The organism is Mesorhizobium sp. M0598, assembly GCF_040320865.1.
In the GTDB taxonomy this organism is placed as follows: domain Bacteria; phylum Pseudomonadota; class Alphaproteobacteria; order Rhizobiales; family Rhizobiaceae; genus Mesorhizobium.
Window position 1 is genome coordinate 18379 of record NZ_JAMYQL010000015.1, and the last position, 19483, is coordinate 37861.

The following is a 19483-nucleotide window of genomic DNA, read 5'->3' on the forward strand; positions in this document are numbered from 1 at the left end:
ACCGTGCTTCTGTCGCCGGTCACGTCCTCGTTCTGATGGACATGGGGCGGCTATGTCACTTGGCCGGAGGTGGATGCAACCGTGTGTCGAGCGCAAACGCCTCCTGGGTCTTCATGGCGTATGCCCCTCTGGCGAGGCTCGCGTCGAAGATCAGGTTCCAGCTATGCTGCGATACCGCGCTCGGAATCACCACGAACCGGTGCCGTTGCAGAAGATCGTCGCCAAACGCCTGTTGCCCGGAGCTCGGAATGCCCGGGCGCAACCAGTTGGGGTTGGGCACGGCGGCGGGGTCGACGATATGCACATCCGCGACATCGCTGACGATTACTGCCGTCATGACATGCGCAATCGTGTCGAGCGCCCTGAAGCCCTTATGGACCGCAACCTCGAGGATCGCAGTCGACGGATCGATCGAGCAGTAGACGGCGCGCACGCCCTTGCTGTTCCAGCGTCCGCCCACCCTGTATGCGCCCTCGCCACTATCCCATGTAGGCGCAAACGCGGCTTGATCGAGGCGCCATCCGATGAGGTCGGAGCCACCAAGCGCCGCCGGCAGCGGCGTCATGCATAAACGCCATATTCAAGCCGTTCCAGATAGTCTTCTACAAGCTCGATCCCCGCCGGCGTCGCCAGAAGGTCGATTGGACGACGCTGGTCGAGCCCAATCGCCGGGCGCTCCAGCCATTGCTCTGCCTCCGCCTGCGAACCGAACACGTCGGTAGCTTTCGACAGGATCTCCGCGAACTTCCAGGTTCGTCCGCTCTGGTCCTGACTGAGAGGCTTGGACGGAGCATCCTTGCGGCGCTGGTAGGTGCGCAGGCTCATGCCGACGGCCTTCTCCAGCGAATCGGTCTTCTGGATGAAGACGAGTTGCCCGATAAGATGGTCCAGCGCTGAAGCCGGCAGGCCGTGCAGAAGCAACTCGTGGGCATCCAAAGCGCTGCTGAGGCGCCTTGCCAGAATGCGGCTGCCGCCTAGCAATTTCGCCACCTTCTGAAGTTCTTTGTTTTTTGCTGCTGGCGCAGTCTTTTCCAATGCCATCGCCACGGCGAGCCCTCTTCGCGTCATCTGTCGCTTTAATATATGACAGATGACGCAGAGCCTTTCAAGCACGACAGGATCGAGAGCAGGGCAATCGCTTCGAGAGAAAAGATAGCCTACTCGGGCCAGATGGCAGTCCAACGTCGGCACTGAAGCGATTGCCCTGGAATCGAGCGCGAGCCGAATTTCACCTCGGCATGTGCGCCACGCGCTCCTCCTGAGCACTCTTCGAGAATTCGCGCCGGTACTGCGCCGGCGAGGTTCTGAGGCGCGCTGCGAAATGCTGGCGCAGCGAGGTAGCGCTGCCGAAGCCGGCCTCGAAGGCAACCGTGTCCATCGATTTTTCCGTTGCTTCCAGCAGCCGTTGCGCCAGCTGGACGCGCTGATCGGTCAGCCAGTCGCCGAAACTGGTGCCGATCGTTTTCTGGAAACGGCGCGTGAACGTCCGGCGGGTGAGGCCGGCGAGACCGGCAACGTTGTCCAGACTGTGCGGCTCACCCAGGGTTTTGCGCACCGCTTCGAGAGCCTGGGTGAAGCGGTCCGCATTGCCGGTCCTGGCGATGGGACGTTCGATGAATTGCGCCTGCCCGCCCTGCCTGTGCGGAGAAAGCACAATCTGCCGGGCAAGGCGAAGTGCCGCCTCGGCGCCGTAACGAGCCCGTACGACGTGCAGGCAGCAGTCGAGCCCGGCGGCGACGCCGGCGGATGTCACGACATCGCCATTGTCGATGTAGAGCACTTCCGGTTCGACGAGAATGTCGGGATAGAGTTCCTGCAGCTGATCCGCGTAGGCCCAGTGCGTCGCCGCTCGCCGCCCCGAAAGCAGTCCGGTAGCCGCAACAGCGAACGTTCCCAAGCACAGTCCGACGATCAGCGCGCCGCGCTCGTGCGCGCCAAGCAACGCGTCGATCAATGCGGCTGGAGGCGAGCTCCCGAGATCCTTCCAGCTTGGCACGATGACGATGTCGGCGTCATCGAGCGCGGAAAGCCCGTGCGGGACGCTGATGGTCAGCCCGGCATCGGTGCGGATCGGCCCGTCCTCAATCGCGCAGACCCGGAAGTCGAAGCGCGGCAGGCCGAGCTCCGTGCGATCCGCGCCGAACACGAGACACGGCACGGAGAGATGAAACGGGCTGATGCCATCGAAGGCGATGGCGGCAACGGCAGGATCGGTCATGGGAGCTCCAGCAACGGGTGAGGCCGATTGTCCCAATTCTTTCGAATAATGTCAATCGGGACACTTTCTGCAATCCGGTGCCGAGCTTATCGTCCACCATCATGTCCAACGGGAAAGGAAAACTCATGTCGCAACCAGCCAAAGGCAAAGCTCCACGCCGCGCCCTCATCGTCATCGATGTTCAGAACGACTATGACGGCGGCAACCTCGCCATCCAGCATCCGCCGTTCCGCGACAGCGTCGTCCATGTAGCGCGAGCGATGGACGCGGCCACCGAGGCAGGTGTCAAGGTGGTGGTCATCAAACAGTTGGCGCCGGAAACCTCACCGGTCTTCGCCAAGGGCAGCCATGGCGCCGAGTTGCACCCGGAAATCGCCAGGCGAAACCGTGACCACTACATCGAAAAGAACTTGCCCAGCGCCTTCACCGGCACGGACCTCGAGGAGTGGCTGCGCGCCAACTCTATCGATACGATCACGGTCATCGGCTACATGACGCACAATTGCGATCTGTCGACGGTCATCCATGCCGTGCATATGGGCTTCGAGGTGGAGTTCCTGTCGGACGCAACGGGGTCATTGCCGTACGCCAACAGCGCCGGCTACGCTTCGGGGGAGGAAATCCATCGCGTGGTGACGATCGTCCTGCAGTCGCGCTTCGCGGCCGTTCTCAAAACCGCCGAGTGGATCGATTGCCTGAAGACCGGCGTGGTACCCCAGCACGACACACCCTATGCCTCCAACCAGCGCGCGCTGGCGCGAAGCGCGGCGTAGGAGACTGTTGCGAACAGGCAGAAGGGCGCCGCAGCGTTGCGGCGCCCTTTGCCGTTCAAGCGTTGATTATCCCTAAAACAGGCCTTCGATCTGGCCCATTTCATTCAGGAAAATCTTTTCCGAGGATGGCGCTTTGGGCAGGCCGGGCATGGTCATCACCTCGCCGCAGATGATGACGACGAAGCCGGCGCCGGCAGACAGCCTGACCTCGCGCACCGGCACGGTGTGGCCGGTCGGCGCGCCGCGCAGATTCGGATCGGTGGAGAAGGAATATTGCGTCTTGGCCATGCAGACCGGTAAATGACCGTAGCCGGCGTGCTCCCAGGCGTGGAGCTGGTCGCGCACCGATTTGTCGGCGATCGCTTCGGAACCGCGATAGATGCGCTGGACGATGGTGTTGATCTTCTCGAACAGCGGCATGGCGTCGGGATAGAGCGGGGCAAATTGCGACGCGCCGGATTCGGCCAATGCCACGACTCTTTTGGCCAGTTCCTCGATGCCGGCCGATCCCTGGGCCCAGTGCTTGCACAGGATCGCCTCTTCGCCCATCGAGGCAACGTAGTCCTTCATCGCCTGGATCTCGGCCTCTGTGTCGGAGTAGAAATGGTTGATGGCGACCACAGCCGGCACACCGAACTGACGGATGTTCTCGATGTGGCGGCCGAGATTGGCGCAGCCCTTCTTGACCGCCTCGACGTTCTCCTTGCCGAGGTCCTCCTTCTTGACGCCGCCATTCATCTTCATGGCGCGAACCGTGGCGACGATGACCGCCGCCGCCGGCCTCAGGCCGGCCTTGCGGCATTTGATGTCGAAGAACTTTTCGGCACCGAGATCGGCGCCGAAACCGGCTTCGGTGACGACGTAGTCGGCAAGCTTCAGCGCCGTCGTCGTGGCAACGACGGAGTTGCAGCCATGCGCGATGTTGGCGAAGGGGCCGCCATGCACGAAGGCCGGGTTGTTCTCCAGCGTCTGCACGAGATTGGGCTGCATGGCGTCCTTCAAGAGTACGGCCATCGCACCGTCGGCCTTGAGGTCGCGGGCATAGACGGCCGACTTGTCGCGACGATAGGCGACGATGATGTCGCCGAGGCGCTTTTCCAGGTCCTTCAGGTCGGTCGACAGGCACAGGATGGCCATGACTTCCGAGGCGACTGTGATGTCGAAACCGGCCTCGCGCGGGAAACCGTTGGCGACGCCGCCGAGCGAACAGATGATCTCGCGCAGCGACCGGTCGTTCATGTCCATGACGCGGCGCCAGACGACGCGGCGGGTATCGATGCCGAGCTCGTTGCCCCAGTAGATGTGGTTGTCGATCAGCGCCGACAGCAAGTTATGGGCGGTGGTGATGGCGTGGAAATCGCCGGTGAAGTGGAGGTTCATGTCCTCCATCGGCACGACCTGCGCGTAGCCACCGCCGGCGGCACCGCCCTTGACGCCGAAATTCGGTCCGAGCGAAGCCTCACGGATGCAGACGATGGCCTTCTTGCCGATGCGGTTGAGGCCATCGCCCAAGCCCACCGTCGTCGTCGTCTTGCCTTCGCCGGCCGGTGTCGGGTTGATGGCGGTGACGAGGATCAGCTTGCCATCCTTGTTGCCCTTCACCGACTTGATGAACTCGGCCGAGATCTTCGCCTTGTCGTGGCCGTAGGGCAGAAGATGTTCGCTCGGAATGCCGATCTTCTGGCCGATCTCCTGGATCTGCTTCTTCCTGGCGCCGCGCGCGATCTCGATGTCGGACTTCACTTCGGCCATGGACGACTTCCCTCTGAATTGGACGGATTTGACTAGTGTGGTCGCAAGAATAGCCCGGCATTGCAGGCGCGGGCATGTTCTACCCCTGTCGCTGCCGCGGCGTCAACTTTCATGCAACTATGTTTCCTACGAAGAAAATGCCTCTGCGGCCGGCTGCCCTGCTACAGGTTCTTTTCGCGCCGGTTGCCGCGCCGTATAGAAGCCAGAGCAGGCGCGGTTCCGCCGTCTCAAAACAGCCGCGTAATACGCGAAAAGCGACAGAAGCAACGGCGCAAATTCACCAGCGCCGGCTGTGCGGGACGATCCGCTACTGCGTCAGCACGTTGCTGATCTCGACCATGTTCGAGCGCACCCTGAGTATGTAAAAACCCATCGTCGTCAGATGTGTCGGCAACAGCCAGCCGTCCTCGCGGCCATTGGCGATGATGAAGGGCTGGATGCGCAGCGCCGAGACGAATTGCGCGTCCATCGTATCCCACAGGTTCTGCAGGTGCTTTTCCTTGATGACGTCCTCGAAGTCGGCCTGTGCGCCCTTCATCAGCCCGTAATAGGCATAGAGCTGGCCATAGGCGAACCAGAAGCGGTCGTCGGCGCGTGTGTCGAACCAGCCATTATTGTGGTTTTCGGCACGCTCCTTGAGGATCGCCGAGGTCGAACCGATGTCGGACGAGATGCGGTCGATATACTGCTTGAGATTGTCGGCGCGGGCATCGAACGTCGCCTGGCAGGCTGCGAGGCGGGCGTTGAAGGAACGCAGCTTGCGCACCGCGTCGCGATAGTAGCTCGGCGTCGGCGTCTTGGGCCCGAACGGGTACAAGCCGAAATACCAGGTTTCCTCATCGAACTGCAGATTGCCGCGGGCGTCCTGCAGGTCGGCGTCGATCTGCGAGGTGGTGCGGACGCGGCCGAGATTGTCGGCAAGCTCGGTCGCCGTGCGCCGCACCGCCTGGTTGATGCCGCGCTGGAACGACGCCTTGTTGTCCATGAACGGCGTGTGGTCCCAGTCGATGCCGAACAGGCCGAGCTTGTAGAGGATCATCGACGACACCCAGGCATTCTGGTTGACGTTGAAGTCGGTCAGGTCGGCAGCGACCTGGGCAATGGCTGAATTTCCGCAGGTCTTGGCCGTGTCGGTGCCGGCGCCGGCGGAAACCTGTTCACCGGCGGAGCTGTTGCGTTTTTCGAATGTGTATTTGTCGACGTAATTCGGGTCGAAATTGTTCCACCACTGGGTGGCGTAGAAGAAGTTGACATAGAGACCGATCAGCACGAGCACAGCCAGGCCGAGCACCGCCTTCAGGATCCAGCCGCGTTGCGTGTACCAGCGCCCCGCCCACAGGAACGGCCACAGAACCGCACTGAAGAGCAGGCCGATGCCGCGGCCAATCCACTGGAAAATCCGGGTGAAGAAATTCACAATCGGATCAAGCATGGCGATGTCACCCCCTCAGTCAGTCAAGCCGTAGAGGCGTGTGCGAAACGCCACCTTGTCCTTCAGATATGTGGTTTTCAGAACGTCCACAACATGCGATCGCCAGGCGTCGCTGAAGCCTTCATAGTCCCTGTAGAAGCCCGGCTTGTTGAAGACGTAACGCGAAACGAAGTCCTGCGGCACGAAGTCCGAGATCAGCTGGTTGGTCAGCCAGGCGTCGGGATGGTCCGGCTTGGCGCGGATGACCAGGAAGCGCTGCTGCGGGAACACGTCCTCGATCTTGAGATGGCCGAGCTGGGCGATCTCGCGCTTGGCGGCGTTGAGGAAGGGAAAATTGCCGTCCCTGGTGATCAGATCGGTATGGCCGTGGATCCAGGTCTGCAGCCAGACCTTGTCGACGTCGGTCAGATTGCGGTCGGGCTCGGCGTCGCGGATCAGCGCGCGCACCACCATTTCGGCGCGATGCTCGAGATAGCCGGAGGTTTCGATCCATGAGGCGCGCGGCAGCTCGATGCGGCCGGTCGAAGCGAGGAATTTGAACACCTTGTCGGCGTCGTGGATCGAAAGGTAACTCACCTGCCATGGCCGCGAGCGGCGGAAGCCCGGCGCTGCCGGGTCGCTGATCACCGTCGTCACGTCCGGATCGACAAACACATAGAGCCCGCCGAAATGGCTGGTCCAATAGGCATTGTGGCGGAAGATCACCTGGTCCGGCACCAGCGCATTCTCGCGGATGTCGCCGCAGATCTTCGCCAGCTCGACCATGTGGGCCAGCATGGCGTTGTCGCGCCAGGCATCCGGCTCCTGCTTCAGCCGGTCGACCAGCTTGCCGAGTTCGGCGGCCTTGCCGAGCACATCCTCCGCCGACAACACCTTGAACTCGACCTGATTGATCGACAGCAGGTCCTCGATGTCGTCGACCTTGGGGACCGAATCCTCGATCTCGCCGTAGATGACGTCCTTGATCGTCAGCGCATCGATGGCGCGCTGGTTCTTGGACATGAACTCGTACATCAGCAGCGAAGTGTTGGAGAACGCCGTGTGCACCACCGGCAGGTCGATCTGCGACGGCGTCAGGATGATGAAGCGACGGTTGACCTCGTTCGGATCGAGGTAGCTGTAGTCGCCGCATTCCTCGGCGACCTGCGGCGAGAAGCCAGTGCGATCGATCTCGAAGCTTTTCAACTTGGTCGGCTTCAAGCCGAACGCGACCATCGCCTTGTTGTAGCGCTGGATCAGGTGCGGCTCGTCGATCGTCAGCAGCCGGCCGTAGATCAGCTCGTTGTCGCGCAACAGATCGGGTTTCTTGGCGGGGCTCATGTGCGCGATACCAATGGATCTTGCGCTGGAGGATCGAGCTCCAGCGGTGACGCCCCCCTCTCCCCGTTCTTCACGGGGAGAGGGTAAGGGTGAGGGGCGGCGCGAACGGTCAAGGACATGTCTCTCCATACCCTTTGGCGGCGACAAATCGAAGATCATGCGTTTCGATATGGCGTTCGAGGCGTCCTTCGATCGCAGCCAATATTGTCTCAAGGACTGCTTCCCGGTCCTTCAATACGTCGACGTTCCAAAAGCGCAGCATGGACCAGCCATTCGAGACGATGAAGCGATCCCGGATTCGATCATATTGGCTGCCGACATGCTGACTGCCATCGACTTCGACGACCAGCTGGCAGTCTCTGCAGGCGAAATCGGCGAAGTAAGAGCCTATCGGCAACTGCCGTACGAATTTATGGCCGTTCAGTCTGCGGTCGCGCAACTCCATCCAGAGCGCGGTTTCTGCATCGTTGTCGGATTGACGCAGGCGCCTTGCGCGCTTGGTTATGTCTATTTCTGGTCCACGCATGCGCTGCCCCTCACCCTTACCCTCTCCCCGTGAAGAACGGGGAGAGGGGGGCGTCAGCTTTTGAGCCACGTCTTTCAGCGTTGCTGTGGGAGCTTATGCAGCGCACCAGGGGCAGTGGTATCCGGCGAGAAGAAACCTCACGCATTCCACAGCCCCTTTTTCTTCAACTCCTCGATCTCGCGCACGGCACGCTCCCGCAGACGGGTGTCGCGGATCATCTTGGTCACCGCCGCATCATCGGACTTGTCGGAATAGCGGAATTCGGAATCCGCGTAGCGGTTGATCTCCTGCATGACCATGTCCATCGAGAATGGCCCGCGCAGCTCCTCGATCATCGCTTTCTTGTCGTCGTAACCCTTGTGCATGAAGGCTTCCGGCTTTTCGAACCACTCGTCGGGCAATTCGATGTCCATGGCACGCATCTTGATGGCATCGGTGACGTTCTTGATGGCGCGACCGGTAAAGCGCGGCTCGGCATCCTTGATCATATGCAGATAAGTGCCGATGTCGGCCATCGTCTTTGGCGCGCCATTCTCCTTCATGTAGCGCTCATAGACCTTCATCAACCCGTCTTCCTGTGGCTTCTCATGCTCCTCGTAAGCTTCCATCACCGCGCGCTGGATCTCTTGCGCCACATAGAGCTTGTGGTCGCCGAGCGGGATCTTGTGGTTCTTGCCGGCGAGCAGAACGAAGATGTCGATGTAGTCGTCGCGGCTCTGCGGGCCGTCGACCAGCCAGCGCGCGCCGGCGCGCTGGCGTAGCGCGTCGTCGACGTTTTCGGGATAGTTGGAGAACATGCCGAACGAGCAGTTGCCGCGCACCACGGTCGCCGCACCTCCAAAGGCGTCCATCAGGACGCCGGTGATTTCCTGCTGGCCGGCCGAGGCGCGGTCGTCGGACCGGCGTGCCGCCACCTGGTCGATATCGTCGATGGTGCCGAAGCCGATGACGCGCGGGTTCAGCACATTGTTGATGAACTGGCGGCAGTTCTGGCCGGACTTGCCCTGGTAGGAGGAGATCTGGTCGACGCCGAAATTCTCGTAGGCGAAGGGATAACCGGCGACCTGGCAATAACCATTGAGAAGACCGGCGATCATCTGGATCAAGGTTGTCTTGCCGGTGCCGGGCGCGCCATCGCCGATAAAAGTGAACAGGAAGCCGCCGAGCTCGACGAACGGGTTCAGCTCGCGCTCGAAGTCATAGGCCATCAGCATCTTGGCAAGCTTGACCGACTGGTATTTGGCGATGTGGTTGCCGACGACCTCTTCCGGTTTTTTGAAGGTCATCACCAGCGGCTTTGCCCGCTTACCCGGCGCGACGTCGAAGCCGTCAAGGGTAAAATCGTCGACGTCGATGCGGATATGCGCGTTCTCGAACGGACCGATGCCGTCGAAGCGGCCCTTTCGCGCCAACAGCCCGTCGATGGCGACGCGGGCAAAGGCGCGGGCGCGGGTCATCAGGTCGGCATCGTCCTTCGAACCCGCTATCGCCCTGTCGAGCCCGGCCACGATCGACTTCACCGCATCCTGTGGCGTGTCGAACAGAAAGTCCGGCTCGGGCGTGTCGTTCGGCGCCTCGCCGTCGCTGTCGATCAGCTGGAACAAATAGGAGGCAAGGCTGAAGGCGGAGATGTAGGCAGAGGCCGACAGCAGCTTCTTGAAGGTGGCAGCTTCATCGCCTTCGAGCGGCGCGCGGGCGTTTTTCGCCTGCAGACTTTCGAGGTCCGAGCCCTCGGCGAAGACATCCGATATGGCCAGCGCTATCGCTGTGCCGCGCCGGGCGCGAAACAACAGCGTGTGCTGCGGGATAGTCAGCAACTGGTCGTCGGAATGGACGGCGGCGACGGTTTTGGAGAGCTCGACCTCGCGCGTGCGGCGCACCGAGCCGACCGAGACGGTAGAGACGAAGCGGCGGTTGGTGCCGGCAAGCGCGGTGCCGGACTCGCGCGATGGGTCCTCCAGCACGACGATGCGAGTGATGAAACTTTGCGCAGTGGCACGGTGCTTTTCAATTGCCGCTTCCGGGATGGTGGTCAGGCCGGTGTCCATGGAGGATGCTCCGCGATTTGATGGTCAGACGTCGCTGATGACCTGCCCTTTGGACAGGATGTGGACCTTGTAGCCCGAAAAGATCTTCTGCGCCTCGCCGGCGGCATAGAGCGCCTGATAGGCCTCGTGCGGAATCAACGCATGGTTCTCATAGCTCGACACGCCTTGCCGCGCGGCCTCGAGATCGTCGGTATTGATGAAGAATTCCTGCGTCGTCTTTTCGCTCGAAAACAGCCCCTTGCGGCCTGGCTTTTCGGCCTTGGAAAAGACCTCCTGGATGGTCCAGGTCAGCAGCCAGGCGTTTTCCGGCTTGCGCACCTTGGCCAGCACTTCGCTCACCGTCGAATTGTTGTCGGTAATCCCTGCAGAATAGAACGGGCCGAGCACGACGCGACGCAGTTGCTTGGGATGCAGCGGCTCGAAATCCTTGTCGAGGTTGACCGCGATGGTCGCCGGCGACAGCGCGTAGGCGGAATTCTTCTCGGTGAAATCGTCGAAACGGTGGGCAAGCTCGGGATTGAGCAAGCCGTCGACCGGCAGCGGAATGTCGACCCTCTCATTAAGTTTGCCACTGGAGTCGACAAGCTGCCGGATCATGTCGTCCGAGGAATCCTCGACCGTCACCATATACACAAGCGGCAGGTTGGCGCTGCCGTCGAAGCAGGCCCAGTGGACCAGATAATAGGGGCGCAACGTCTTCGGATTGACCGACACCTTGACCGTCTGGGCCAGCGTGAACGGGCCGAAGGTGGTCTCGCTCTTGACGTCCTCGAGGTAAAGCCGCTCGGCCATCGACTTCTGCAGCGCTTCGGGAAATTCCTTGTGGCGCAGGATGAAGTCCGCCATTTCCTCGCGCAGCTCATCGGCCAGCGGAAGGTTGGCGAGGCGCGCATCGGCCTGGAGCCGGTCGTTCTCCAACTCGAGCAGGTTCTGGAAGACCGGAAAACCGCTTTCGGCGCGCGAGATGCGGAACGTCTCGGTGAAGCCCAGCCGGTTGCGCCAGCACGAGAACGACTTGTCGAGCCGCGCAATATATTCGGCGACGACCTTGGCGACGATGCCGTGCCGATAGAGCGGCGAGCGATCGTCGCGCATGAACACTTCGAGGCCGCCAAGTGCCGCCGTGATCGCCGAGAAATAGCGCGCCGCAGCTTCGTTTTCGGGGGTCATGCTGCCAGCCCTTGGGAGCAGTGCACGTGCAGCAATTACGATTGCACGTAATTTGCCGAATTGTGCTTCTTCATCACATCGTCGAAGCGGCGGGCGAAGGCATCGTCGGCGAGCTTCTTGCGGCGCTGGATGTCGGCGGTGGCGACCATGTTCTTCTCGTGCATTTCAAGCAGATCGCCGATGTGCTTTTGCGAGGCGGCACCAATGCCGGCCATGGTCTCTTCGGCGGTGTTGTCGACCTGGCTGCCCAGCGTGTTGATCTTGTGGGCGACATCCTGTTGGGCGGCGGTCTTCAGCGAATCTTCCAGCGCCTTGTACAGAACGATGCGCTGCTCGGTATCGATGGTCAGCTTGTTGATCAGCGTCGATTGCGCCGCGATCTGGTTGTTGAGCGAATCGACGAAGGTCTGGAACATCGAGGTGTAGCGCTCCAGCGTCTGGCTTTCGGCCAGCAATTCCTGCTCCTTGGCCTGCTTCTCGTTGTATTCCGTGGCCAGTTTCGAGCGTTCGCCTTCCAGCTGCGTGCGCACCTTCTGGCTGGTCGAGGCGGCGATCTTGTTCTCGATGTCGAGCAGCATCGGGTTGAGCTCCTCGATGCGCTTCTGCACGGTCTCGAGATTGGACATGGTGGTCTTGCGGCGCTCGATCACCTGCGACAGGCTGGCCTCGGAGGTCTTGTAGCGCGTGTCGAGAACCTGCTTCTGAGCCTTGAGGATGCCGACGATGGTGTCGGATTTCGCCAGCAGCTCCTGCAGATTGCCGGCCAGCGACATGTTGCGGACGCGGTCGGTGCGCAGGCGCTGCTTGCGCTGGCTGGAGAAGACACCGACGAAATTTTCCCAGCCGGTGTAGTTCTTCATGCTCTCGAATTCGGCGCCGAAGACGTTGGTGGCGTCCTCGAGGCCGATAATCAGGTCGGCGATATTGCCTTCCATCACCTTCTGCTGCTTCAGCACATCCTCAATGCGGGCATTCTCGATGTCGAAATTGGCGTCGCCGATCTTCTTGTCGGCGGTGGCGAGCGTGTCGAGCACAGTACCGGACTGCTCGATCTTGGTGCGCATGTCCTCTACGACCTGCTTGGTCTTGGCAATCTCGGCATCGAAATTCTGCAATGTCGCCATTGGGGCCTCCCGCTTCGGCATCGGTTTCGTTTCGCAAACCGCCGCGAATATATGTGCCGGGTTTGGCGAATGAAAGACGGAAGACATGGGATTACAGGAAAACAAAAGAATTTCAGGAGGCCGACCGCAGGATAGTCAGGCAATGATTACGGTGTAACTGCCGTCCGGTCAGACACCGCTTCAACCGCGGCTGGACTTTAGGTCGGGAGCGACGCTCAGGGCTTGGGATCGGCCTTGACGTAGGCGATGACATTGGCGATGTCGTCGTCGCTGGTCAGGCCGGAGAAGGCCATTTTGTTGCCGGGGACCTTCTGCCGCGGCGCCCGCAGGTATTCGGCGAGGTTTGCTTCGTCCCAGACCAGGCCGGCGGCGCCGGCGTCCTTCATCCCCTGCGAGTAGCGGCTGAGATAACTGTCCGCGGTGCCGGCGGTGCGGCCGACGACACCCAGCAGATGCGGGCCGACCTTGTCGTGGTCGCTCGTGGCCTCATGACAGGCCATGCATCTGTTGAAGACTTTCTTGCCGAGAGCGGCATCGCCGTCGGCATGCGCGGCAAGAGCGCCGGCGATGAGGAAAGCAGCGGCAGACGAAATGGCTCGAAGCATGGGAACTCCCCGACGGCTCTGGCTGAGAGGTTCTGAAATAGCAAGCAGGCCTTAAACAAGCGCCGCACGATGGCGCGATTGGTGAACGAATGTCGGCCGGGAGGTCGGATGAAAGCAATAGCGCTGGTCAGGTTTTGGTGAAGCCGATGAAATCGTCGGGCACGGCGCGGCCCATTTCTTCTTCCCAATGGCGGCGGCAGAGCGAGACATAGACATCCTTGCCGATCGCCACCTGTTCGCCCTGTTTCGCCACCTTGCCGTCGGCGCCGAGGCGCACCACCATCGTCGCCTTGCGGCCGCAACGGCAGATGGTGCGCACCTCGCGCAGGTCGTCGGCGATTGCCAGCAGGGTGCGCGATCCGGAAAACAGCTTGCCTTGGAAATCGGTGCGCAGGCCGTAGCACATGACCGGGATGTTCAGCCGGTCGGCGATGCGGGCGAGTTGCCAGACCTGCTCCTCTTCGAGGAACTGCGCCTCATCGACGAAGACGCAATGGACCGTGGCGTGGTCGTGATGCTCGGCGACCCGGGCAAACAGATCGTCGCCGTCGCGGAACATCTCGGCTTCCGTCTCCAGGCCGATGCGCGACGAGATCAGCCCGGTATCGCCCTTGCGGTAGTGGCCGGCGATGAACAGCATCGTCGTCATGCCGCGCTCGCGGTAATTATACGAGGCCTGCAACAGCATCGTCGTCTTGCCGGCATTCATCGTCGCATAATGGAAGTACAGCTTGGCCATGCCGTCCTTTTAAGCCGAGTTGCAACAAAGCGGGGAGGGGGAGCGCCTACATTCCACCGGGAAAAGGCGACTTCCATCCGGAAAGCGGCGGGCGTGTCGCTGATCGGCCAGCCTGCGCCGTTGTTCGTGATTGCCTTAGTGCTTGAAACCGCAGCAGAATGATGTTTGGCTGACGGAACAAAGGCGGAGATAAAACCGTCGCTTCGCTTCACCGAGAACTGAAATGGGAGAATTTTCATGTCGCGTATGAGTTCATTCGTCGCCGGCCTCGGCCTGGCGGCTTTTCTATCCACGACTGGGGCCTTCGCCGGCGATCCGGAAAGCTGCAAGACGGTGCGTCTGTCCGATGTCGGCTGGACCGACATCCAGGCGACCACCGGCGTCGCCTCGGTGCTGCTCACGGCGCTCGGCTACGAGCCGCAGGTGATCCAGCTTTCGGTGCCGGTGACCTATGCGTCCCTGAAGAACAAAGATCTCGACGTGTTCCTCGGAAACTGGATGCCGTCGATGACCAACGACATCAAGGACTATGCCGCCGAAGGCTCGGTCGAGACCGTCAGTGAAAATCTCAGCGGTGCCGGCTACGGCATCGTCGTTCCGACCTATGTCGCCGATGCCGGTGTCAAGACGCTGACCGATCTCGGCAAATTCAAGGACAAGTTCGACGGCAAGATCTACGGCATCGAGGCCGGCAATGACGGCAACCGCATCATCCTCGACATGATCAAGGATCCGAAGACCAATCTCGAAGGCTTCGAACTGGTCGAATCTTCCGAGGCCGGCATGCTCACCCAGGCCGACCAGTCGATGAAGAACAATGAATGGATCGCCTTCCTCGGCTGGACGCCGCATCCGGTGATGGGCGCCATGAAGATCACCTATCTCGAGGGGATGGGAGATAGCGGCTTTGGTGCTGCCACGGTGCATACCAATGTACGCAAGGGCTACATGAGCGAATGTCCGAACGCCGGCAAGTTCATCGCCAATCTGAAGTTCAACCTGGACATGGAAGGCGAGATGATGGACGCGATCCTGAAGGGCGGCGACGCCAATACGGTCGCGACCGACTGGCTGAAGAAGCACCCGGACGCGGTCGCTCCCTGGATCGCCGGCGTCACCACCTTCGACGGCGGCGATGCGGCGGCTGCGGTGAAAACGGCGCTCGGAAGCTGACCCGACCATCTGGCATGACGAGACAAGGGGCAGCCACGGTAGAAATGGCTGCCCTTTTTCATATCCTGTGACAAGATGACCGTCCGGCGAAGGACGGCGCCGGTAGAAGAGGGGCTAGATGGATCCGATCTCCAAATTCCTGGTCAGTTACAAGATTCCCATCGGGGCATGGGGGAAGGCGTTTTTCGGCTTTCTCACCGACAATTTCGACACCATCTTCAGGGCTTTTTCCAACAGCCTCAACTTCCTGCTCGACGGCATCGTCGACGGGCTGCTGTTGCTGCCGCCGGTTCTGCTGATCGCGCTGATCGCTCTGCTCGCCTATTTCCTGCAGCGCTCGAAAGGCCTGGCTTTGGCGGTATTCATCGGATTGCTGTTCATCCTCAACCAGAACCTGTGGAAGCAGACGGTGGAGACGCTGGTGCTGGTGGTCGCCGCCGCCGCCGTGTCGATGGCCATCGGCGTGCCGCTCGGCATCTGGGCCGCGCACAAGCCGAAGGTGTATCGCGTCATGCTGCCGGTGCTCGACCTGATGCAGACATTGCCGACCTTCGTCTACCTGATCCCGGTGCTGACCCTGTTCGGCCTCGGCAACGCGCCCGGCCTGATCGTCACCATCATCTTCGTCATCCCGACCTCGGTTCGGCTCACCCATCTCGGCGTCACCTCGGTGCCGAAATCGATCGTCGAGGCGGGCGAGGCGTTCGGCGCCACCAAGCGCCAGCTGCTGTGGAAGGTCGAGCTGCCTTCGGCGCTGCCGACCATCATGGCTGGGCTGACCCAGTCGATCATGCTGTCGCTGTCGATGGTGGTGTTCGCCGCCCTGATCGGCGCCGGCGGCCTCGGTACGGAAATCAACCGGGCGCTCGGTTCGCGCAGGATCGACCTCGGGCTTGAGGCAGGGCTGGCGATCGTCGTGCTCGCCATCGTGCTCGACCGGATGACGCGCATCGGCGTGGGAGGCAAGAAATGACCGTCGCCGTCGATTTCAGGAATGTCGACATCGTCTTCGGCGCCGACCAGGCAGGCTCGCTGGCGCTGATCGACAGTGGTGCCACCCGAGCCGAGATCCTCGAACAGACCGGCAACGTACTGGGCTGCGCCGGCGCCAGCCTCACCGTGAACGAGGGCGAGATCTCGGTGCTGATGGGGCTTTCCGGCTCCGGCAAATCGACGCTGCTCAGAGCCGTCAACCGGCTGAACGTCGTCTCGCGCGGCCAGGTGCTGGTCAAGGACGGCGACGGTACGGTCGACGTCGTCACCTGCGACGAGGCGACGCTTCGGCGGCTGCGGCAGAAGCAGGTGGCGATGGTGTTCCAGCAGTTCGGGCTGCTGCCGTGGCGCACGGTGGAGGAGAATGTCGGCCTTGGCCTCGAGCTCGCCGGCGTACCCGAAGCCGAGCGCAAGGAGCGGGTGAACAGGCAACTGAAGCTGGTTCATCTCGACCAGTGGTCGAAGAAATATGCGCATGAGCTTTCCGGCGGCATGCAGCAGCGCGTCGGCCTGGCGCGCGCCTTTGCCACCGAGGCGCCGATCCTGCTCATGGACGAGCCGTTCTCGGCGCTCGATCCGCTGATCCGGACCAAGCTGCAGGACGAGTTGCTGCAGCTCCAGGCCGAGCTGAAGAAGACCATCATCTTCGTCAGCCACGACCTCGAGGAGGCGCTGAAGATCGGCACCCATATCACCATCATGGAAGGCGGGCGCATCGTGCAAACCGGCGCGCCGGAAGACATCGTGCTGCGGCCCGCCAACGACTATGTCCGCGACTTCATCGCCAATGTGAACCCGCTCTCGGTGCTGACCGCGTGGAACGTCATGCGCGACCGCCGCGACCTCGAACACGGCGAGAACGGCTGGGTGTGGCTCGACCGGCGCAGGACGACGCGTTTCAAGATCGACGAGCATGGGCTGGTGGCGGCGGCCGAGCGCGACGGCAAGCCCGCGGTATGGGTGTCCTGCGCCGATGTCGAAGCCCAGCCGGAGGAGACGGCGCAGGTGTTCTGGGCCAATCCCGGCACCTCGCTGAAGACCGTGATGCTGGCCATGCATCGCTCGCAGACGGCACCGGTGGCGCTGTTCGACGACCAGTCGCGCTTTGTCGGCGCCATCGGCGTCAGGGATGTGCTGAGCGCGGTGTTGAGAAGGTAGTTTTTCTCCTTGGGGAGAGAACCAAGACCAAACGCCGAGTTCTGTCGCGCCCCCCTCTGTTCTGTCGGACATCTCTCCTACTTGGGGGAGATCGGCGGTTTCGCGGACGGCTCTCACATTCCAACGTTTGTAATTGGCGAAATCGGCGACGACGGCCAATCTTCCCACCTGTGGAGGAGGTGTCCAGCAGAACAGAGGGGGCGCGAAGGAACGCCGGCTTAGCCCGATACCGCAAGCTAAACCGCAAGCGGCAGGCGCAGCTCCGTCATCAGGCCGCCATCGGGATGGTTGGACAGGCTGACTTCGCCGCCGGCGCTACGGGCGATGTTGCGGGCGATGGTCAAGCCGAGGCCGAGGCCGCCGGTCTGACGGTTGCGCGACTGTTCCAGGCGCACGAACGAGCCGAACACGGCGTCGAGCTCGGCTTGCGGTATGCCCGGACCCTCGTCATGGATCGCCAGCGTGATTGTCTTGCCTGATTGACGCAGGCTGAGATGCGCCCTCTTGCCATAGGTCACCGCGTTCTGGACGAGGTTGGTGACACAGCGCCGTAGCGCGACCGGCCGCGCGACGCAGATCAGGCCGCGCGAGCGCGCGTCCTCATTGTCGAAGGAGACCTCGTCGAAGCCGTCGGCGATCGATTCTACCAGCGACCAGAAATCGATCCTCTCGCTCTTCTCCTCGGTCACCTCGAAAGTGGCGAAGTCGATGACCGAGCTGGCAATGCCTTCGATGTCGGCGAGGTCGTGCGCCAGTGCGGCGCGCACGGACGAATTCCTCAGCAGTTCGAGGCGCAGCCGCATCCTGGTCAGCGGCGTGCGCAGGTCGTGCGCCAGTGCGGCCGCAAGATGCTCGCGGTCCTCGACGTAGGCGCGCAGCCTCGCCTGCATGGCATTGACCGCCTTTGCCGCGGTACGCACCTCGCGGCTGCCGCTCTCGGCGATCGGCGGGCTTTTCAGGTCCTCGCCGATCCGCTTCACCGCGGTCTCCATCATCCGGTAGGGCGCCGTCAGCCGGCGCAGCGACCAGATCGAGGAAGCCACCACCAGCCCGGCGATCAAGGCATAAAGTGGCAGGCTATCGAAGCTCAGTATCGGCCCGGCCGGCGTGTTCGGCTCGGTGAAGTTCAGCCATTGGCCGTCGGCAAAACGAAGCGAAGCCGTCAGCTTGTCGCTCTGGGCGAAATCGGCCGCCAGCACCAGCAGGTCGCGCTCGACCTGGCCAATATCGGGACCGGCGACCGTCCCGCCGGGAGCGTCGGCTTCGTGCGTTGCCGGGTCGCGGCGGACCCGCGCGTCGGTGATGCCGAACTTCGATAGCCGGCCGACCAATATGTCCTCCAATTCGGCCAGCTCGTCGTCGCCGGCTATCGAGGAAGTAACGGCGGGCGTGTTGGAAACGGTGAGCGCATAAGTGGCGTTGAACAGGCCGGAGGCCGTCGCCTTGCGCTGTTCGGGGGTGGCGTCATGCATCAGCTGTACCAGCGAGAAGGCGCGGTCGTTCAGCCGGTAGAGATCGACGACGTCATTGGCGGCGGCACGGTCGCGCGAAACGATGTAGAGGGTCGCGATCTGGCTGATCAGCAGGCCGGCGATGACGATGAGCAGCACCCAGACCGGCAGCGTTTGCGGCAGGATGCGTCTCATTCGGAGGTCGTCTCAGGCAGGAACTGGTAGCCGCCGCTGCGCACCGTCAAGATCAGCTTCGGCGTTTTCGGGTCGTCCTCCATCTTGCGCCGCAGCCGACTGACCAGAATGTCGACGCTGCGGTCGAAGCTGTAGCCGCTGTCGCCGCCGGACAGCTCGATCAGCTGCTCGCGGCTCAGTACGCGCTGCGCGCTCTTGACGAAGGTCTGCAGGAGATTGAATTCGGCCATCGTCAGCTCGATCCTGACGTCGCCGGGCGCCATCAGCCGGCGGCGCGAACAGTCCATCGTCCAGCCGGCGAAATGGTAGATCTGCCGCGAGGCGGCGCGTCGCGGTTCGGCGGCGCCATTGCGTCTCAAGACGGCACGAATGCGTGCGAGCAGCTCGCGCGGATCGAAGGGTTTCGGCACGTAGTCGTCGGCGCCCATCTCCAGCCCAACCACGCGGTCGGTAGTTTCGGTAACCGCGGTCAGCATGATGATCGGCGTCGAATAATTGGCGCGCAACTCGCGGCAGAGCTCCAGCCCGCTCTTGCCGGGCAGCATGACGTCCAGGACGATCAGGTCGACCTGGGCGCGGCGCAGGATGGTCTCCATCTCGGTGCCGTCGGCGGCGATCGATGTATGCAGCCCTCGCTTCTGGAAAAATTCCTGAAGGAGGTCGCGAATGCCCTTGTCGTCGTCGACGATCAGTATGTGGGGGTCGGATTTCACCGGGAACCTGTCATTTGTGGATCGCCCAAGCGCTGCTTCGGCCGTCAGCCAGACGATAGAATTCAGGCCATAAGTTGGCCAGTGAAGATCGGC

The 19483-nt window shown here is 62.0% G+C and carries 18 protein-coding genes; 4 read left to right on the forward strand and 14 right to left on the reverse strand.

Going from position 1 to position 19483, the window contains the following annotated elements:
* Window positions 1-55: 55 nt before the first annotated feature.
* The 3 genes from NKI59_RS19185 to NKI59_RS19195 form a co-directional block, all read right to left on the reverse strand.
* Window positions 56-565, reverse strand: coding sequence for an RES family NAD+ phosphorylase (locus tag NKI59_RS19185; protein ID WP_352706068.1), 510 nt, complete (start codon window positions 563-565; stop codon window positions 56-58).
* Window positions 562-1041, reverse strand: a complete 480-nt coding sequence (gene parS / locus NKI59_RS19190; protein ID WP_502901081.1) for a type II RES/Xre toxin-antitoxin system antitoxin — start codon at window positions 1039-1041, stop codon at window positions 562-564. Before parS ends, NKI59_RS19185 begins: the two co-directional genes overlap by 4 nt.
* Window positions 1042-1228: 187 nt before the next feature.
* Window positions 1229-2218, reverse strand: coding sequence for a helix-turn-helix domain-containing protein (locus tag NKI59_RS19195; protein ID WP_352706072.1), 990 nt, complete (start codon window positions 2216-2218; stop codon window positions 1229-1231).
* Between the two features lie 125 nt (window positions 2219-2343).
* Between NKI59_RS19195 and NKI59_RS19200 the strand changes: the two genes are divergently transcribed.
* The gene (locus NKI59_RS19200) at window positions 2344-2991 is read left to right on the forward strand and encodes a cysteine hydrolase family protein (protein WP_352706074.1); all 648 of its coding nucleotides are present in this window, start codon (window positions 2344-2346) and stop codon (window positions 2989-2991) included.
* A 72-nt stretch (window positions 2992-3063) separates the two neighbouring features.
* Here the strand turns inward: NKI59_RS19200 and NKI59_RS19205 are convergent, their stop codons facing one another.
* The 9 genes from NKI59_RS19205 to NKI59_RS19245 all read right to left on the reverse strand — a co-directional run bounded on the left by NKI59_RS19205 (window position 3064) and on the right by NKI59_RS19245 (window position 13707).
* The gene (locus NKI59_RS19205) at window positions 3064-4743 is read right to left on the reverse strand and encodes a formate--tetrahydrofolate ligase (RefSeq protein WP_352466802.1); all 1680 of its coding nucleotides are present in this window, start codon (window positions 4741-4743) and stop codon (window positions 3064-3066) included.
* 307 nt (window positions 4744-5050) lie between these two features.
* The gene (locus tag NKI59_RS19210; RefSeq protein WP_352706076.1) at window positions 5051-6175 is read right to left on the reverse strand and encodes a DUF2333 family protein; all 1125 of its coding nucleotides are present in this window, start codon (window positions 6173-6175) and stop codon (window positions 5051-5053) included.
* Between the two features lie 15 nt (window positions 6176-6190).
* Window positions 6191-7495, reverse strand: a complete 1305-nt coding sequence (locus tag NKI59_RS19215) for a DUF6638 family protein (RefSeq protein WP_352706079.1) — start codon at window positions 7493-7495, stop codon at window positions 6191-6193.
* A gap of 109 nt (window positions 7496-7604) precedes the next feature.
* A complete protein-coding gene (locus NKI59_RS19220; protein ID WP_352568022.1) occupies window positions 7605-8021 on the reverse strand; it encodes an endonuclease domain-containing protein in 417 nt (138 codons plus the stop codon).
* A gap of 137 nt (window positions 8022-8158) precedes the next feature.
* Complete coding sequence (locus tag NKI59_RS19225; RefSeq protein ID WP_352706081.1) at window positions 8159-10069, reverse strand: AAA family ATPase; 1911 nt, start codon at window positions 10067-10069, stop codon at window positions 8159-8161.
* Window positions 10070-10093: 24 nt separating this feature from the next.
* Window positions 10094-11239: a hypothetical protein gene (locus NKI59_RS19230; protein ID WP_023679509.1), complete on the reverse strand. Its 1146-nt coding sequence runs from the start codon at window positions 11237-11239 to the stop codon at window positions 10094-10096.
* A gap of 35 nt (window positions 11240-11274) precedes the next feature.
* Window positions 11275-12363 (reverse strand): hypothetical protein, encoded by a 1089-nt coding sequence (locus tag NKI59_RS19235; protein WP_023679508.1) that lies wholly within the window; start codon window positions 12361-12363, stop codon window positions 11275-11277.
* 215 nt (window positions 12364-12578) lie between these two features.
* Complete coding sequence (locus NKI59_RS19240) at window positions 12579-12968, reverse strand: c-type cytochrome (protein ID WP_352706083.1); 390 nt, start codon at window positions 12966-12968, stop codon at window positions 12579-12581.
* Window positions 12969-13095: 127 nt separating this feature from the next.
* Complete coding sequence (locus NKI59_RS19245) at window positions 13096-13707, reverse strand: thymidine kinase (RefSeq protein WP_023679506.1); 612 nt, start codon at window positions 13705-13707, stop codon at window positions 13096-13098.
* A gap of 237 nt (window positions 13708-13944) precedes the next feature.
* On the opposite strand from NKI59_RS19245, the gene NKI59_RS19250 reads away from it, so the two are divergent.
* The 3 genes from NKI59_RS19250 (at window position 13945) to choV (ending at window position 17031) form a co-directional block, all read left to right on the forward strand.
* The gene (locus NKI59_RS19250) at window positions 13945-14880 is read left to right on the forward strand and encodes a choline ABC transporter substrate-binding protein (RefSeq protein ID WP_023679505.1); all 936 of its coding nucleotides are present in this window, start codon (window positions 13945-13947) and stop codon (window positions 14878-14880) included.
* Between the two features lie 118 nt (window positions 14881-14998).
* Window positions 14999-15853 carry a choline ABC transporter permease subunit gene (gene choW, locus NKI59_RS19255; protein ID WP_254819158.1) on the forward strand — a complete coding sequence of 285 codons (855 nt, stop codon included), beginning with the start codon at window positions 14999-15001 and terminating at the stop codon, window positions 15851-15853.
* Window positions 15850-17031, forward strand: coding sequence for a choline ABC transporter ATP-binding protein (gene choV, locus NKI59_RS19260; RefSeq protein ID WP_023679503.1), 1182 nt, complete (start codon window positions 15850-15852; stop codon window positions 17029-17031). Before choW ends, choV begins: the two co-directional genes overlap by 4 nt.
* Before the next feature lie 236 nt (window positions 17032-17267).
* Here choV and NKI59_RS19265 read toward each other — a convergent pair whose 3' ends face one another.
* Window positions 17268-18677, reverse strand: coding sequence for an ATP-binding protein (locus NKI59_RS19265; protein WP_352575764.1), 1410 nt, complete (start codon window positions 18675-18677; stop codon window positions 17268-17270).
* Complete coding sequence (locus NKI59_RS19270; protein WP_352568020.1) at window positions 18674-19390, reverse strand: response regulator; 717 nt, start codon at window positions 19388-19390, stop codon at window positions 18674-18676. The genes NKI59_RS19265 and NKI59_RS19270 overlap by 4 nt, the downstream gene beginning before the upstream one ends.
* Window positions 19391-19483 lie beyond the last annotated feature (93 nt).

Bases quoted from the DNA above. Each gene is read 5' to 3' on its own strand.
- NKI59_RS19265 (WP_352575764.1), bottom strand. From the start codon at position 18,677: ATGAGACGCATCCTGCCGCAAACGCTGCCGGTCTGGGTGCTGCTCATC.
- NKI59_RS19250 (WP_023679505.1), top strand. From the start codon at position 13,945: ATGTCGCGTATGAGTTCATTCGTCGCCGGCCTCGGCCTGGCGGCTTTT.
- NKI59_RS19220 (WP_352568022.1), bottom strand. From the start codon at position 8,021: ATGCGTGGACCAGAAATAGACATAACCAAGCGCGCAAGGCGCCTGCGT.
- choV (WP_023679503.1), top strand. From the start codon at position 15,850: ATGACCGTCGCCGTCGATTTCAGGAATGTCGACATCGTCTTCGGCGCC.
- NKI59_RS19235 (WP_023679508.1), bottom strand. From the start codon at position 12,363: ATGGCGACATTGCAGAATTTCGATGCCGAGATTGCCAAGACCAAGCAG.
- NKI59_RS19225 (WP_352706081.1), bottom strand. From the start codon at position 10,069: ATGGACACCGGCCTGACCACCATCCCGGAAGCGGCAATTGAAAAGCAC.
- NKI59_RS19210 (WP_352706076.1), bottom strand. From the start codon at position 6,175: ATGCTTGATCCGATTGTGAATTTCTTCACCCGGATTTTCCAGTGGATT.
- NKI59_RS19200 (WP_352706074.1), top strand. From the start codon at position 2,344: ATGTCGCAACCAGCCAAAGGCAAAGCTCCACGCCGCGCCCTCATCGTC.
- NKI59_RS19195 (WP_352706072.1), bottom strand. From the start codon at position 2,218: ATGACCGATCCTGCCGTTGCCGCCATCGCCTTCGATGGCATCAGCCCG.
- NKI59_RS19245 (WP_023679506.1), bottom strand. From the start codon at position 13,707: ATGGCCAAGCTGTACTTCCATTATGCGACGATGAATGCCGGCAAGACG.
- NKI59_RS19185 (WP_352706068.1), bottom strand. From the start codon at position 565: ATGACGCCGCTGCCGGCGGCGCTTGGTGGCTCCGACCTCATCGGATGG.
- NKI59_RS19240 (WP_352706083.1), bottom strand. From the start codon at position 12,968: ATGCTTCGAGCCATTTCGTCTGCCGCTGCTTTCCTCATCGCCGGCGCT.
- parS (WP_502901081.1), bottom strand. From the start codon at position 1,041: ATGGCATTGGAAAAGACTGCGCCAGCAGCAAAAAACAAAGAACTTCAG.
- NKI59_RS19230 (WP_023679509.1), bottom strand. From the start codon at position 11,239: ATGACCCCCGAAAACGAAGCTGCGGCGCGCTATTTCTCGGCGATCACG.
- NKI59_RS19205 (WP_352466802.1), bottom strand. From the start codon at position 4,743: ATGGCCGAAGTGAAGTCCGACATCGAGATCGCGCGCGGCGCCAGGAAG.
- choW (WP_254819158.1), top strand. From the start codon at position 14,999: ATGGATCCGATCTCCAAATTCCTGGTCAGTTACAAGATTCCCATCGGG.
- NKI59_RS19215 (WP_352706079.1), bottom strand. From the start codon at position 7,495: ATGAGCCCCGCCAAGAAACCCGATCTGTTGCGCGACAACGAGCTGATC.